The 15,137-nt window shown below is 57.8% G+C and carries 14 protein-coding genes; 5 read left to right on the top strand and 9 right to left on the bottom strand.

Annotated features, from left to right (window positions below; genetic code table 11):
* Positions 1-85 precede the first annotated feature (85 nt).
* Positions 86-808 carry an acetoacetyl-CoA reductase gene (phbB, locus tag ACFSAG_RS13135; RefSeq protein ID WP_381515621.1) on the top strand — a complete coding sequence of 241 codons (723 nt, stop codon included), beginning with the start codon at positions 86-88 and terminating at the stop codon, positions 806-808.
* A 2-nt stretch (positions 809-810) separates the two neighbouring features.
* Positions 811-1,059 (top strand): ribbon-helix-helix domain-containing protein, encoded by a 249-nt coding sequence (locus tag ACFSAG_RS13130; RefSeq protein ID WP_381515618.1) that lies wholly within the window; start codon positions 811-813, stop codon positions 1,057-1,059.
* A gap of 303 nt (positions 1,060-1,362) precedes the next feature.
* Here the strand turns inward: ACFSAG_RS13130 and ACFSAG_RS13125 are convergent, their stop codons facing one another.
* From ACFSAG_RS13125 to ACFSAG_RS13110, 4 genes are all read right to left on the bottom strand, one after another.
* A complete protein-coding gene (locus tag ACFSAG_RS13125; protein ID WP_381516171.1) occupies positions 1,363-1,977 on the bottom strand; it encodes a LuxR C-terminal-related transcriptional regulator in 615 nt (204 codons plus the stop codon).
* A gap of 102 nt (positions 1,978-2,079) precedes the next feature.
* Positions 2,080-3,363: a UDP-N-acetylglucosamine 1-carboxyvinyltransferase gene (murA, locus tag ACFSAG_RS13120; RefSeq protein WP_381515615.1), complete on the bottom strand. Its 1,284-nt coding sequence runs from the start codon at positions 3,361-3,363 to the stop codon at positions 2,080-2,082.
* A gap of 36 nt (positions 3,364-3,399) precedes the next feature.
* On the bottom strand, positions 3,400-4,005 hold the full coding sequence (locus ACFSAG_RS13115; protein ID WP_381515612.1) for a 2-hydroxychromene-2-carboxylate isomerase: 606 nt from the start codon (positions 4,003-4,005) through the stop codon (positions 3,400-3,402).
* Positions 3,999-4,724: an SDR family oxidoreductase gene (locus ACFSAG_RS13110; RefSeq protein ID WP_381515609.1), complete on the bottom strand. Its 726-nt coding sequence runs from the start codon at positions 4,722-4,724 to the stop codon at positions 3,999-4,001. The genes ACFSAG_RS13115 and ACFSAG_RS13110 overlap by 7 nt, the downstream gene beginning before the upstream one ends.
* 90 nt (positions 4,725-4,814) lie before the next feature.
* On the opposite strand from ACFSAG_RS13110, the gene ACFSAG_RS13105 reads away from it, so the two are divergent.
* Entirely contained in the window at positions 4,815-6,500 is a 1,686-nt protein-coding gene (locus ACFSAG_RS13105) for an amidohydrolase (protein ID WP_381515607.1), read from the top strand.
* A 4-nt stretch (positions 6,501-6,504) separates the two neighbouring features.
* Here ACFSAG_RS13105 and clpS read toward each other — a convergent pair whose 3' ends face one another.
* From clpS to ACFSAG_RS13085, 4 genes are all read right to left on the bottom strand, one after another.
* On the bottom strand, positions 6,505-6,870 hold the full coding sequence (clpS, locus tag ACFSAG_RS13100) for an ATP-dependent Clp protease adapter ClpS (protein WP_381515604.1): 366 nt from the start codon (positions 6,868-6,870) through the stop codon (positions 6,505-6,507).
* A gap of 234 nt (positions 6,871-7,104) precedes the next feature.
* Positions 7,105-7,725 (bottom strand): phasin family protein, encoded by a 621-nt coding sequence (locus ACFSAG_RS13095; protein WP_381515601.1) that lies wholly within the window; start codon positions 7,723-7,725, stop codon positions 7,105-7,107.
* A gap of 166 nt (positions 7,726-7,891) precedes the next feature.
* Positions 7,892-9,028 (bottom strand): acyl-CoA dehydrogenase family protein, encoded by a 1,137-nt coding sequence (locus ACFSAG_RS13090; RefSeq protein ID WP_374612692.1) that lies wholly within the window; start codon positions 9,026-9,028, stop codon positions 7,892-7,894.
* Between the two features lie 14 nt (positions 9,029-9,042).
* The gene (locus ACFSAG_RS13085; protein WP_374612690.1) at positions 9,043-10,236 is read right to left on the bottom strand and encodes an acyl-CoA dehydrogenase family protein; all 1,194 of its coding nucleotides are present in this window, start codon (positions 10,234-10,236) and stop codon (positions 9,043-9,045) included.
* 174 nt (positions 10,237-10,410) lie between these two features.
* On the opposite strand from ACFSAG_RS13085, the gene ACFSAG_RS13080 reads away from it, so the two are divergent.
* On the top strand, positions 10,411-11,610 hold the full coding sequence (locus ACFSAG_RS13080; RefSeq protein WP_381515596.1) for an MFS transporter: 1,200 nt from the start codon (positions 10,411-10,413) through the stop codon (positions 11,608-11,610).
* On the opposite strand, the gene ACFSAG_RS13075 is transcribed toward ACFSAG_RS13080, so the two are convergent.
* Complete coding sequence (locus tag ACFSAG_RS13075) at positions 11,592-13,253, bottom strand: PHA/PHB synthase family protein (RefSeq protein WP_381515592.1); 1,662 nt, start codon at positions 13,251-13,253, stop codon at positions 11,592-11,594. The genes ACFSAG_RS13080 and ACFSAG_RS13075 overlap by 19 nt on opposite strands.
* Before the next feature lie 95 nt (positions 13,254-13,348).
* Here ACFSAG_RS13075 and ACFSAG_RS13070 point away from each other — a divergent pair, with 95 nt between their 5' ends.
* A complete protein-coding gene (locus tag ACFSAG_RS13070) occupies positions 13,349-15,130 on the top strand; it encodes a DEAD/DEAH box helicase (protein ID WP_381515588.1) in 1,782 nt (593 codons plus the stop codon).
* Positions 15,131-15,137 lie beyond the last annotated feature (7 nt).

Genomic DNA, 15,137 nt, shown 5'->3' with positions numbered 1-15,137 from the left:
TTGCACTGACGTTCACGTAAACTTGTTGCCCCTTCGGACTCTGGCTATGCCCTTGGCAAGACAAGGATATAGCAGGAGTGGGTGAATGACGCGCATAGCAGTAGTAACCGGCGGTACACGCGGCATCGGTGAAGCAATCAGTTTGAAGCTGAAGGAAAAGGGTCGGCTGGTCATCGCCAACTATGGTGGCAATGATGCAGCGGCCAAGGAATTTTCGGATCGCACCGGAATTGCCGTGCGCAAATGGGATGTTGGCAACCACCAAGCCTGCCTTGATGCATGCGCGGCTATCGAGGCTGAATTCGGCCCGATCGATATCATGGTCAACAACGCCGGTATCACCCGCGATGCGACGATGGTGAAGATGACATTCGAGCAGTGGGACGAGGTGATCCGCGTCGACCTGACAGGCTGTTTCAACATGGCCAAGGCTGTATTTGCCGGCATGCGCGAACGCAAATGGGGCCGCATCGTCAATGTTGGTTCGGTCAACGGCCAAGGCGGACAGATTGGCCAGGTCAACTATGCCGCCGCCAAGTCGGGTATCCATGGCTTTACAAAGTCGCTCGCGATGGAAGGTGCGCGCTTCGGCGTCACCGCGAATGCTATCGCGCCCGGCTATATCGCGACTGAAATGCTATCGACGATCCCGGAAAATGTGATGGAGAAGATTGTTGCCCAAATTCCCATCGGTCGTCTCGGCCAGGCTGACGAAATTGCGCGCGGGGTCGAATTCCTGACTAGCGACAATGCCGGCTTCATCACTGGTTCGACGCTGTCGATCAACGGCGGGCAGCACATGTATTGAACATGGCCGAACAGTCGCCTTACCATCCGCCGGTCAAGCGCAGCGTAACCATTGCCGGTCATCAGACGTCGATAAGCCTTGAGCCGTTGTTCTGGGATATGCTGCGTGCGGCATCCGAAGAGACGGGTCAGCCGATCAACGCGCTGGTAGCGGCAATCGACAATGAACGGCTGGCATCGCCGACGCCAAGCGGTCTTGCCGGCGCCATTCGCATCTGGCTGGTAAAGCGGCTGCAGCTATCGAAAGGCTGAAAAAATAAGTGCCGCCCTGCATTGCAGTGGCGGCACAGGTTGCGACCCAAACCGCGCGGGACTGGCCCGATACGTTCGGTAGGTACGTTGCGGGAGAAGTAATCCGACTGGCGTTCGGCCTGCAACAAGCCGGGTCATCGCTCGTTCGGGGGGTCCGCAATAACTGGAAAATGCGGTTTCAAGGGAGGGTAAGGGACCGCACTTTGCCAGACAAGATTACATCTTCCGCTCCGTGCAAATGGAATGGCGGAAGCGGCCGGTGTTTACCATACCGCTTTAAACCCATAGGCTTAAGTCTGTGGTTTAAATGCCGGCTTCTACTGCAATGCGGACAGCATCGGCTGCGTTCGAAGTCGAGAGCTTCTTGAACAGCAACATGCGATGCATCTGGACGGTCTTTTCGCTGAGGTCGAGCATGTAGGCGATCTGCTTTGTGCGATAGCCTTGGGCCATCAGCTTCAAGATCTCGCGTTGACGTGGCGACAGCGTGTCGACCAGTTCTGCCGCTTGTTGCTGCCGGATGGTGGTGATGCTGTCTTCTGCCTTGGGGATCTCGATTTGAGAGCCGACAAAATATTCAAGCTCACCACTGGCGTCGAATAACGGCGCGAGCATTACCGCATTGCGGAACTTGGTGCCGTCCTTCTTATAATTGATCAGTTCTGCCAGCGTCGGTTTGCGTTCGAAAATTGCCGTACGAAGCTTTTCGGTTTGGGCGGTTTCGGTGTCGACGCCGCGCAGGAACCGGCAATTGCGGCCCACAACCTCGTCTTCTGCATATCCGGTAAGGTCGAGAAATGCCTGATTGACGGCGATCAGCGGGTTATCTTTCTGCCGCGGATCGCTGACCACTGTGGCGATAGGGCTGTGTTGGATTGATTCCAGCACAGGGTGCCGGCGCCTCTCATAATCTTTCATATGCTTCACGACTGGGCACCCCTTCTGAAGCCAGAATGCCGGAAATCGCCTCCATTTGCAACATATCGAAAAATCAATACAGCTTTTACGCTGTATCTATCGTCAGTCGGCGCCTACACGTTCGATATCTGCGCCAACCAGGCTCAGCTTTTCTTCCAACCGCTCATAGCCGCGATCAAGGTGATAGATACGGCTGACTTCGGTCTGCCCTTCGGCAACAAGTCCGGCGATTATGAGGCTCATCGAAGCACGAAGGTCGGTTGCCATCACCGGAGCACCGGTCAGTTTCGGAACGCCATGGACGATGGCCGTGCGCCCCTTGGTTTCAATATGCGCCCCCATGCGGTTGAGTTCGGGGACATGCATATAGCGATTTTCAAAGATGGTCTCTGTCAACACGCTGGCACCATCAGCCATGCACAGCATTGCCATGAATTGCGCCTGCATGTCGGTGGCGAAACCGGGATAGGGTGCGGTTGAAATCGTCAGCGGTTTCAGCCGCCCTTCGGCTGCGACCCGCAAGCCTTCCTTGGTTGCTTCGACCGTCACCCCTGCAGCACGCAGGGCATCAACCGTCGCCTGCATTTCACGCTCATTCGCGCCGATCAATTCAACCTCGCCGCCGGTGGTCGCAACAGCGCAGGCATAGCTGCCCGCCTCGATACGATCGCCCATCACGCGATAGGTCGCGCCGTGCAGGCGATCCTTGCCATGGATGGTCAGGTCGGAACTGCCGATACCTTCAATCTCTGCGCCCATTGCAACCAACAGGTTGCACAAGTCGACAATTTCAGGTTCGCGCGCGGCATTGTGGAGGACGCAGGTGCCCTTTGCGAGAACCGCGGCCATCAACGCATTCTCGGTCGCACCGACCGAAACCACCGGGAAAGTATAGCTTCCACCCGGCAGGCCGCCTTTGGGTGCGGTCGCCTTTACATAGCCGGATGCCAGCTCGATTTCCGCGCCAAAGGCTTCGAGAGCTTTCAGGTGCAAATCGATTGGACGGTTGCCAATGGCGCAGCCGCCCGGCAGCGAAACCGTTGCTTCACCCATGCGGGCCAGCATCGGTCCCAGAACGAGGATGGACGCACGCATCTTGCGAACCAGTTCATAGGGCGCGACCGAAGAGGTGATGCGCGTTGCCTCCAGCGTCATCACGCGGCCGAAATCTTCGGGGCGCGACCCGGCAATTGTCGTCGAAATGCCGAACTGGTTCATCAGATGCTGGAAACCGTCAATATCGGCCAAGCGCGGCAGGTTACGCAGCGTCAGCGGTTCATCGGTGAGGAGCGCGCAAGGAAGCAGCGTCAAAGCGCTGTTCTTTGCCCCCGAAATCGGAATCTTGCCTTTAAGCTTATTGCCACCGCGGATGATTATCTTGTCCATCGCAGCGGTTTAGCGCGATGCGCGCCGCGCGCAAGCTCATCCTTTGTTGAGCGCTGCCGCGACCTGGCAGAAGCGTTCCTTGCCCCAGAAGATTTCTTCACCCACAAAGAATGTGGGAACGCCAAAAGCACCGCGTGCTGCCGCCTTTTCGGTGTTGGAAACAAGCTCTGCTTTCACATCAGCTTCCTCTGCCTTGGCCAATAGAGCGGCGCTGTCGAGGCCAGCCTTGTCGAGCACATCTTTCACCACAGCGAGATCGCCGGTGTTCAGGCCATCCTCCCACATCGCCGCCATGATCGCCTCGACATAGGGCATGAAACAACCCAGATGCTGCGCCGCCACCGCGCCGCGCATCAGATACAACGAATTGATCGGGAAATTCGGGTTCATCTTGAAGGGGATGTTATGGGCCTTCACGAAGCGGTCGAACTCCAGCATTTCATAGTTCCGCTTCGCCGGGGTTTCCGCATAGCGCATCATCGGCGCCTGATTGTTGGTGATCTTGAAAAGCCCGCCCAAAAGGATGGGCACATAAATCGCGGTGGCCCCCGTTTCGCGGCAAAGTTCCGGCAGCACCTTGTGCGCCAGATAGCTGTTGGGTCCGCCAAAATCGAAAAGGAATTCGAAAGTCTTGCTCACCATTTTTCCCCCCAAGGGCGCAGGTCCAATTCGTGCGTCCACGCGCTTCGTTGCTGTTTGTGCAGCATGACATAGGCCTCTGCAATCGCATCCGGTGACAGCACAAGGTCATTGGCCTTTGCATCGTCGAAGTCGGGCCGCAGGCCCCGGATGAATTCGGTGTCGATCCCGCCATCGATGATGCTGTGAGCGACATGGATGTTTTGCGGTCCCAGCTCGCGCGCCATCGATTGGGCCAGCATTCGGAGAGCGGCTTTGGCTCCGGAAAAGGCTGAATAACCCGCGCCGCCGCGGATCGATGCAGTCGCGCCTGTGAAGATGATCGTCCCGCGTTGCCGCTGGACCATATGCTTCGCCACCTCACGCCCCATCAGAAAGCCGGCGAAGGTCGCCATTTCCCAAACCTTGCGATAAACCTGCGCGGTGGTTTCCGTGATCCCGAAGCGCACATTAGCCCCGATGTTGAAGACAGCGACTTCGATAGGGCCGACGTCGCGTTCGATTCCTTCGACAAGCGCAATCATCGCCTCTTCGTCGCGTGCATCGGCTGGATAGGCTTGGGCCATGTGCCCGGCATCGCGGATCGATTGCGCCAGTTCTTCCAGCTTATCCGCATGGCGCGGTCTCCGGTTGACACAGGCGGTGTAGCCTTCAGCCGCAAAAGCCTTTGCAATGGCGCCACCGGTTGCGTCACCGGCACCGATAATAAGGGCAGCAGACATGACGAATCTCCTCTTTCCAGAGGATTGCTTGCCAGCCGCGTTTTTGCAAACGATAGAGGAGCAAATAATCCTTGGGAGGGGGAAACCAAAATGCGCAGTTACAGACTGCTTGCACTGGCACCATTGCTGCTGGTGACAACGGCGGCAAGCGCCAATGATTTGATCATCAGTGGCGGTCCGATCATAACCATGGCCGGGGACGAGCCATGGCAAGTTGAATCCGTGCTTATCCGCGACGGTCGGATTGCCGCCACGGGTTTGCTTGCCGATGTGAAAAAGGTGGCGAAAGGAAAAGCGCAGTCGGTCGACCTCAACGGGCGTACAATGCTGCCCGGCTTTATCGATGCCCATGGGCATATGACATATGTTGGCCAGAATGCTGCAATGGCGCAGTTGCAACCGCCACCCGTGGGCGGCGTTACCAACATAGCCGAACTGCAAACGGCGCTTCGCAACTACAAACGTCCGGAAGGTGTGCCGTTGATAATCGGGAATGGCTATGACGATTCCCAATTGGCCGAACGCCGCCATCCGACGCGGGCGGACCTTGATGCGGTTTCAGCAACGATGCCAATACTGATTATCCATGTCAGTGGGCATTTCGCATCGATGAATTCGGCGATGCTGAAACTTGTCGGTTATGGGCCTGAAACGCCCGATCCGCAGGGCGGTGTCATCCGGCGTGAAGCAGATGGCAAGACACCGAACGGTGTGATTGAGGAGACAGCCTTATATCCGGTGTTGAAACTGCTTACGCCGCCGAGCGTTGAAGCGAGCATCGCACCCATTGTTGCGGGCGCAAAAATCTATGCGGCAAATGGCATTACCACCGGCCAGGATGGGCGGGTCATGCCCGAAGGCTGGAGCGCGCTGGACGAAGCCGCAAAGCGTGGGCTGCTTCCTATCGATGTCGTTGCCTTGGTGTCGTTTGAACGCAACTGGCCTGACGAAGTGCGCGCGCGCATCGGCCAAGGCTATGCCGGGCATTTGCGGATTGGCGGGATTAAGCTGACGCTCGATGGGTCGCCACAGGGGCGCACAGCGTGGCTCAAGGATCCCGTACCGATTCCGCCGCATGGCCAGAAAGAAGGCTATGCCGGTTATCCCGCCATCGACCTCAAACTCTTAAATGAAAAGCTGTCTGATGCCGCCAAAAACAAGTGGCAGGTGTTTGTCCATGTGAACGGTGATGCGGCGGCGCAGGCGCTGATCGATGGTGTCCGCACGAACGACCTTTCGGGCAAGCGAACCATCGCGATCCACAATCAGGTGGTGCAGTTGGACCAACTGGCGGAAATGAAGCAGCTTGATATCCAGCCCAGTTTCTTCGCCAATCATACTTTTTATTGGGGCGATTGGCACCGCGATGTCGCGTTGGGCCCGAAACGTGCGGATTTCATATCGCCGCAAGCCAGCGCATGGGCAATGGGACTGCGCCCGACCGCGCATAACGATTCCCCGGTCGTGCCGCCAGACATGCTGCGCCTTGTCTGGTCTTCGGTGAACCGGCGCAGCCAATCGGGTGACATTTTGGGCCCGCTGGAACGCATTCCGGTTTACCGTGCCCTGCAGCAGGTGACGATCAACGCGGCGTGGCAGATTGGCGAGGATAAGGAGAAAGGCAGCATAGAACCGGGTAAACGCGCCGACCTGGTGCTGCTCGACGGCAATCCGCTAAATGTCGATCCAGCCGATCTCCACAAATTGCGGGTGGTTGCAACGATCAAGGATGGCAAGGCCGTTTTTGGCAGCTTGACCATCAGCACACCGAATTAAGCGCTCAAGCCTTTTCGAGTGTGCATTGAAGCGGGTGCTGGTGCTTCTTCGCGAAGTCCATCACCTGGTTCACCTTGGTTTCGGCGACTTCATAGGTGAATATTCCGCACACGCCGACGCCCTTTTGATGCACATGCAGCATTACCCTGGTGGCTTGCTCGGTATCCATCTGGAAAAACGCCTTCAGTACATGGACGACGAATTCCATCGGGGTGTAGTCGTCGTTGAGCAGCAGCACCTTGTACTGGCTGGGCTTCTTGGTCTTGGGGCGCGTGCGCGTAGCCAGCCCGACACCGGGTCCACGCGTGTCATCGCGATCTCCATCGGGGCCTGCATGAATGCGCAGCGGGGTTTTGTTGTCCAGCACCATATATTGAAAATAGGGTAAGGGAGGGGGCTTTCGCAAGTGCTGTTAATGGTAAATCTGACCCCCGGTATCGCATTTCTACCGCAGGTTGATGGCGCGCAGCAAAAAGCCGCCCTTTCGCTGGGAAAGGACGGCTCTTTTAAAATGCGCCGGTTCGTCTGGTTTCCTGCCTCCAGGGAGGAGAGGAGAGAGAGGGGGCAGGTGCTCTAACGCACCGGCGCAATCTTCCAGGAGGGCTTATGCAGCCTTCTTGAAAAAGTCAGATGCGACCGCGAAACGGTTCGAGATCGGCTGGAACATGTCGTTGGCAAGCTTCACAAGAGCTTCGGTGTTCTTCGAACCCTGCGCAACAGCAGTGTCAAAGCCCTTGCGCATCCATTCGCCCTGCAGCTTCACGAAGTCGGTCGGGTTCTTCACCGAGGTGACTTCCTTCACAGCAGCCTGAACTTCTTCGAAATTCTTCTTGGCATATTCGAGGTTGGTCTTGCCCAGATCCTGCGCGCCCTTGGCTGCGATCTTGCCGGCTTCAACCAGTGCTTCGAGATTGGCCTTGTTGAATTCGGTTGCTTCTGCGGCGAACTTCTTGCCCTTTTCAGCAGCTTCGGTTGCCTTTTCGCGAACGTCAGCGAAGAAATCCACGGCCTTTGCCTGTGCTTCCTTGGCGGTCTTTTCTACGGTTTCAGTCATTTTCTTCACTCCTTCGGAGAGGGGTTTCTCATCAACAGAGACGATGCGGGTTACCAATTGCTCAGCCTTTTTCGGGCTGGCTTTGGCAGCAGCAACCGGCTTTGCGGGCGCAGCTTTGGGAGCCGCAGTCTTGCGGGCCTTGGCTACGGTCGTTTCAGCTTTGCTTGCCATTTTTACTGCACCATTTCCGTTTTGTTGCAGTGCACAATAATGGTTTGGGCAAGCGAAGTCAATGTAAAATTGTGCAGTGCACAAAAAATAAAATCCGCCTGTTACAGCGGATTGGTGCAAAATCCGCCCCCGGGATTTTCCGGGGGCGGTTTAGGTGATGCGTCTCTTAAGCGGCTTCGTCGATCACGAGCCGTTCAAAGCGATCATAATGGTAATCGGCAGAACCGAACTGGCCTTCGATCATCGTCGCACGTTTGAAATAGTGGCCGATGGCCAGTTCCTGCGTGATGCCGATGCCGCCATGCGTCTGGATGGCATTCTGGCCAACGAACTTCGCGCCGCGCGAAACCTTTGCCTTGCACTGCGAGACAGCGGCCATGCGCTCGATGGCCGGCTTGTCGAGGTGCAGCGTTGCATAGGTTGTCATCGACTTAGCTTGCTCAACTTCCATGAACATGTCGACCATGCGGTGCTGCAGCACCTGGAAGCGGGCAATCGGCTGGCCGAACTGCTGGCGCTGTTTCGAATATTCGAGCGTACCTTCGTGCAGCTTTGCCATCACGCCAGTGGCTTCGGCGCAGACAGCGACGGTCGCTTCGTCAACGACCTTTTCGATCAGGTCCATTCCGCCTGCGAGCAGCGCGTCGCCCGGGATCGCAACATTTTCGAAATAGACTTCCGAGGCGCGGTTGCCGTCAACGGTCGGATAATCGCGGCGGGTGATACCGGGCAGGTTGGCATCGACGAGGAACAGCTCAACGCCGTTGCGCTCACGTGTCGAACCGCCGGTGCGGGCCGTGACGAGGAGGTGCGTTGCCCAAGGCGCGCAATATACCACGCCCTTATGGCCGTTGAGCACATAACCGCTGCCATCGGCCTTGGCCGTGGTGCGGATGTTGGCAAGGTCATAGCGGCCCTGCGGTTCGGCATAAGCAAAGGCGATGATGGTTTCGCCCGAAATGATGCCCGGGATATGCGCCGCAGCTTGCGCACCGCCGACAGCCTTCAGCGCACCGCCACCGATGACGACGGTTTGCAGATAAGGCTCGATCGCGATGACCTTGCCGAATTCTTCCATCAGCAATCCGTTTTCGAGCGCGCCGCCACCAAGACCGCCGTATTCTTCGCCAAAAGCTGCGCCCAAAAGGCCCAGTTCATTGGCAAGCGCGTTCCAGATGCCCGGGTCGCGGCCGGCATCGGTCGCGATCATTTTTTGGCGGGTATCGAAATCATAGGTGTCGGCCAGAAAGCGCGCGAGCGTGTCGCGGATCATCCCCTGGGTTTCGTTATAGGTAAAATCCATTTCTGCTTATCCTCTCAAAGACCCAGAACCATCTTGGCGATGATATTGTGCTGGATCTCGTTGGATCCGCCATAAATGGTGGTCTTGCGCATGTTGAAATAGCTCGGCGCAGTGCGGTGCGCATAATCCGGGCCGATCGGGTGCTCGTTATCGCCTTCACCAAAGCCGCGGAAATAAGGCGCGCCATAATGGCCGACTGCTTCGAGTGCGAGTTCGGTGATGCGCTGCTGGATTTCCGAACCCTTGATCTTGAGCAGGCTCGATTCCGGTCCGGGGCCGCGGCCAGCGGCTTCACCCGCAAGGCTGCGCAACTCGGTGAATTCGAGCGCAGTCAGGTCGGTTTGCAACTCGGCAACCTTGCGCTTGAAGAAGGGGTTGGCGAGCAGCGGGCGATCGCCGTCCATTTCGGAACGGGCAATATCCTTGATGCGTTCGATGCCACGCTTTGAAGCGGCAACGCCGGCAATGCCGGTGCGTTCGTGCGCAAGCAGGAACTTGGCGCAGGTCCAACCCTTATTTTCTTCATAGACGCGATTTTCAACCGGCACGCGGACGTCTTCGAGCCAGACTTCGTTGACCTCATGCTCACCACCCAGGGTGATGATGGGGCGTACGGTGATGCCCGGGGTCTTCATGTCAATGAGGAGGAAGCTGATGCCTTCCTGCTGCTTTGCGTCGGGATCGGTGCGGACGAGGAAGAAGCCCCAATCGGCATGCTGCGCCATCGTCGTCCAGGTCTTCTGGCCGTTGACAACATAATGGTCGCCATCACGCACTGCCTTTGTACGCAACGAAGCAAGGTCGGAGCCCGAGCCGGGTTCCGAATAGCCCTGGCACCACCAATCCTCACCCGAAAGAATGCGGGGAAGGAATTTGGCTTTCTGTTCCGGCGTGCCGAAGGTGTAGATAACGGGGCCAACCATCGAGAGGCCGAACGGCATCAGGCGGATACAATCCGCACGTGCGGTTTCTTCCGACCAGATATAGCGCTGCGTCGGCGTCCAGCCGGTGCCGCCATATTCGACGGGCCATGCCGGGGCGACCCAGCCTTTCTTGTGCAGGATGCGATGCCAGGCGAGGAAATCTTCCTTGCCCAGTTCGTCACCTTCGTCTTGCTTGCCGCGCAGTTCCTGCGGGTAATTTTCAGCAATGAATGTCCGGACCTCGTCGCGGAAAGCGAGGTCTTCGGCAGTGAATTCCATATCCATGTCAGCTCTCCTCAATTGGCGGCAGTTTAGCGCGCACGATCTCGCAAGGCGAGCCGACTCGCACCGTTTCCGACTGCGGGTCGAATTACCGGACGTTTACGTAAACGTCAATTGACGAGCATGCTTTTTACCAACATGGTGCGCGCGAGGATTTTGTCTTTGGAGAGGACAATAATGGAGGAATGGCGGCGCGGTTGGCGGACCGTTCTGGGCGCGGCACTTGCGGCAGCGACCGGGGTTAACCTGCTCTATTTTGTCTTCAGTCTTTTCATTCCGCATCTGCAAAAGGAAACCGGCTGGACATTGGGCGAGTTTTCCCAGCTTCAGGCCATAGTCGGCATTGGCTCGCTCGCTGCCCCGCTCGCTGGATGGGCGATGGATCGTTATGGTTGCCGCCGGATTTGGGCAGGCGGTATGGTCGCAATTGCCCTGCTATATCTGGTGGTCGGCCTATCCCCGGTAATCCCGGCACTTTTTGGAGCGATGGTTTTTGCCACTGGGTTGATTGGTGTTGCGACGACCTCGATTTCCTACACCCGTGCAGTAAATGGCTGGTTTTTCCAGCAACGCGGCCTTGCGCTGGCTTTTTCGGCTACCGGCATTTCGCTCGCGGCCATCTTCCTTCCGCCACTGCTTGAGCGTGTCATCACGCTTGAAGGTTGGCGAACCGGCTATTTCATGCTTGCCGCGCTCGCCCTGCTAATCGGCCTGCCGTCGATCCTGTTTCTGGTGCAGGACGCACCAGCCCAAGTTCCCGACCATGAAGAGGCCAGACGCATTGCAGAGGTAGGGCCTGATCCTTTCTGGCGCAGCGGCGCGTTCTGGCTGATTGCCGCCAGCTATGTCGGCATCAACATCCCGACATCCGGGATGCTGAGCCAAATGGCGCCGATGATGCTTGAAGAGGGACTGACCTTGGCCCAAGCCGCGTTCGGGATTTCGGCCTATGCTGCCGGGCAGTTTTTCGGTCGACTGGCTTGCGGGTGGTTGCTCGATCGCGTGCATCCGCAGCGCACGGCCTTCTTTTTTACGCTCGTTCCCGCGATCGGCTGCATCATATTGTGGCAGACGCAGAACCATTATGCGGCCGCCTTGTTGGCTGTCGCCGCAATCGGGGTGCAGCAGGGTGCGGAAATTGACCTGGTCGCATATTTCGTGGCCAGCCGTTTCGGCCTTGATCGCTATGGTTCGATTTATGGCTGGACCCAGGTCGCCGGATGGATGGGAACGCTGTGCGGCGTGCTGCTGTTCGGTAAGATTCACGACTGGACCGGCAGCTATTCGCTGTTCCAGGCGGGCGCAGTCGTCTCCTACGTGCTTGCTGCGGTCGCTTTCCTGTTTGTGCGTTTGAATCCTCAGCGCGTTTTCACATAGCTTCCCGGGGCTTCTTCAAGCGCTTTCAGCTTGCCCTGTCCGGGCTGCCGTGCGCCTTTTGCTGTAACCTGCTTGGGCGACTGGGTGGATAGCCAGCTCAGCCAATCGGGCCACCAGCTGCCCTTGGTTTCGGTCGCGCCCTCGATATATTCGTCGAGGCTGGAAACCTTGGGGTCTTCGTTGAGCCAATATTGATATTTACCCTGCGCCGGCGGGTTTACGACGCCTGCTATGTGGCCGCTGCCTGCGAGCACGAAACGCACCGGCCCATTGAAATGGTCGCGGATTTTCCAGACGCTGGCGGCAGGGGCGATATGATCTTCGCGCCCAGCCTGGACATATGTTGGCGTCGTCACCTTGCGCAGGTCAATGGGCGTGCCGAGCGCGGATAGCACACCTGGTTCGACCAGCTTGTTGTCGCGGTAAAGGTCGCACAGATAATCCTTGTGCCATTTCGCGGGCAGGTTGGTAACGTCGCCATTCCAGTGCAACAGGTCGAACGCCGGATATTCCTCGCCTAGCAGGTAATGCTTGTTAATCGTCGACCAAATGAGGTCGTTTCCACGCAGCAGGTTGAAGGTGAGCGCGAGATAGCGCCCATCGAGAAAACCCTGCTGTGACGCGAGCGATTCGATCATCTTCAATTGATGCTCATCGATGAAGTTGAGCAGTTCGCCGCCGCGCGTAAAATCGACCTGTGCCGTGAAGAAGGTCGCGCTTTTAACCTTATCCGCCTCGCCGCGCGCAGCAAGGATTGCCAGCGTCGCGGCTAGGGTGGTGCCCGCAACGCAATAGCCAATGGCGTGCACGCTATCGACGTCCAATGCATCGCGAATGGTGTCAATCGCATCGATCTGCGCCGCGATATAATCGTCCCAGATCACGTCGCGCATTGAGGCATCGGCCGATTTCCACGAAACGACGAATACGGTGATGCCTTGGTCGACACACCATTTGATGAAGCTTTTCTCCGCCGTCAGGTCGAGAATGTAGAAACGATTGATCCAAGGCGGGAAGATAACGAGCGGGGTTTCGAACACCTTCTCGGTCGACGGCGTATATTGCAGCAGTTGGTATAGCGGGGTCTGGTGCACCACCTTGCCGGGGGTGCAGGCGATATTTTCGCCCAGCCGGAACGCTTGCGGATCGGTGTGGGTCAATTGCCCGCGCTGCATGTCGGCCAGCATATGGCTGACGCCGGTCATCAGGCTTTGGCCTTTGGTCTCGATTGCTTTTTCGAGCGCGACCGGATTGGTGAGCGGCGAATTGGCGGGGCTCATAGCCTCGACCACGGTGCGCACGGCAAATTCAAGTTTCGCTTTGTCCGCTTTCGACAGATGCTCCATTTCGTGCGCCGCGCCGATCATATAGTCCGACATCAGCTGATAGCCCTGCCGCATCAGGTCGAAAACCGGATGTTCCCATTGCGGCGCTGCAAAGCGGCGATCCTTCGGATTGACCTTGGCATGACCGGCTTTTGCAAGCGGAGCGAGCACTTCACCCCAGGCATTGAGCGCATGTTTATAGGCGCTCAAAGGGTCCGCCGCACCCGCACCGAAACTTTCTGCCATTTTTGCAAGCTGTTCGGGGTCCATAATGGGCGGGATGTTGGGTGAATCGGCCATGCATGATGCATAACCCAAGCCGGCAAATTGACGAAACAACTATTTATTGTGCAGTGCAACATGGACATTCGATAAAAACTGGCGCATAAGGCGGTTTGATAACTGGAACCCCAATGACATTTGAAAACCTACCCGCGCTTCTTGGCGAAGCGCTTACCGCGCGCGGCTATACCGCGCTTACCCCCGTGCAAACTGCTGTAATCGCCGAAGAAGCCGATGGCCGCGACCTGATCGTTTCGGCGCAAACCGGCTCCGGAAAGACCGTTGCCTTTGGCCTCGCAATGGCACCGCAGATTCTCGATGGCGGGCTGGTCAGCCTTGCGCGCGATCCCGCGGCGTTGATTATCGCCCCCACCCGAGAATTGGCGCTTCAGGTCAGTCGCGAATTGATGTGGCTGTATGGCAAGGCAGGTGTGCGCATTGCCACTTGTGTCGGCGGAATGGATGCATCGAAGGAACGCCGCAACCTGCAAACCGGGCCGCAAATCGTGGTCGGCACGCCGGGGCGTCTGCGTGACCATCTCGAGCGCGGCGCACTGAACCTGTCCGCGCTGAAAGTCGCAGTGCTCGATGAGGCGGACGAGATGCTCGACATGGGCTTCCGTGAAGAGCTGGAAGATATCCTCAACGCGACACCCGAAGGCCGCCGCACCTTGCTGTTCTCGGCCACGATGCCAAAGTCGATTGTCGCGCTCGCAAAACGCTACCAGCATGATGCACTGCGCATTTCGACTGTCGGTGAAGATCGCGGGCATGGAGACATTAGCTATCAGGTCGTCACCGTTGCCCCGCCAGACATTGAAAACGCAGTGGTCAACCTCCTCCGTCTGCATGAAGCCGAAACGGCGATCCTGTTTTGTGCGACGCGTGAGAGCGTCCGTCACCTTTACTCCAAACTGACCAATCGCGGCTTTAATGCGGTGGCGTTGTCGGGTGAGCATAGCCAGAGCGAACGCAATCAGGCATTGCAGGCGCTGCGGGACCGCCGCGCCCGCGTCTGCGTCGCGACCGACGTTGCCGCTCGCGGTATCGACCTTCCGAACTTGTCGCTTGTGATCCACGTCGAATTGCCACGCGATGCCGAAGGATTGCAACACCGTTCAGGCCGTACTGGCCGGGCGGGTAAGAAGGGCACGGCTGTGCTTGTGGTTCCTTACCAGCGCCGCAAGCGGGTCGAATCGATGCTGCGTGGTGCGCGGATCGAGGCGGAATGGATCAAGGTTCCGACCGCGGAAGACATCCGGGCCAAGGACCATGAACGCCTGCTTGAAATGCTATTGGCCCCAGTCGAGGTCGAAGAAGAAGACCGCGCCCTTGGCGCTCGCTTACTTGAGACGATGAGTGCCGAGGATGTGGCCGCAGCGCTCGTCCGTGCCCATCGCGCCAAAATGCCAGCGCCTGAAGAGCTGCTCGATAATGGCAGCGGCGAACGGATGCCGGACAATCGCCGTGCAGGATTCGATGATTCCGTCTGGTTCAAGCTCAACATTGGTCGCCGCAACAATGCCGATCCGAAATGGCTTTTGCCGCTGCTCTGCCGCCGAGGTGGAGTCACGCGCAATGATATTGGCGCGATCCGTATTGCCGCCGATGAAACTTTTGTCGGTATATCGGCTGCTGCGGCAAGGCATTTTGCCAAGGCTGTCGCCCAACGAGGGCATGACGAAGACAATGACGTCGAAATCATCGAGGCTGAGGGTCCGCCGCGTCAGGCTGCGCGTGAGAACAAGCGCAAGGGCCGGGGAAATGAAGCAACGCCGCGTCATGCTCCACGCCCCTTTCAAGGCTCGCGCGGAGACGGTCCGTCAGGCGAAGGCAAACGCCCTTTCCGCAAGGACAAGGCCCCTTCAAAGCATGGCGTGAAGCACAAGACCAAGGGTAACCGACCGCGCTAGGCCGGTT

The organism is Sphingorhabdus buctiana (assembly GCF_042680825.1).
In the GTDB taxonomy this organism is placed as follows: Bacteria; Pseudomonadota; Alphaproteobacteria; order Sphingomonadales; family Sphingomonadaceae; genus Sphingorhabdus_B; species Sphingorhabdus_B buctiana.
The sequence above is the reverse complement of the archived record's forward strand: the minus strand, read 5'-3'. Positions and strand labels throughout refer to the sequence as shown.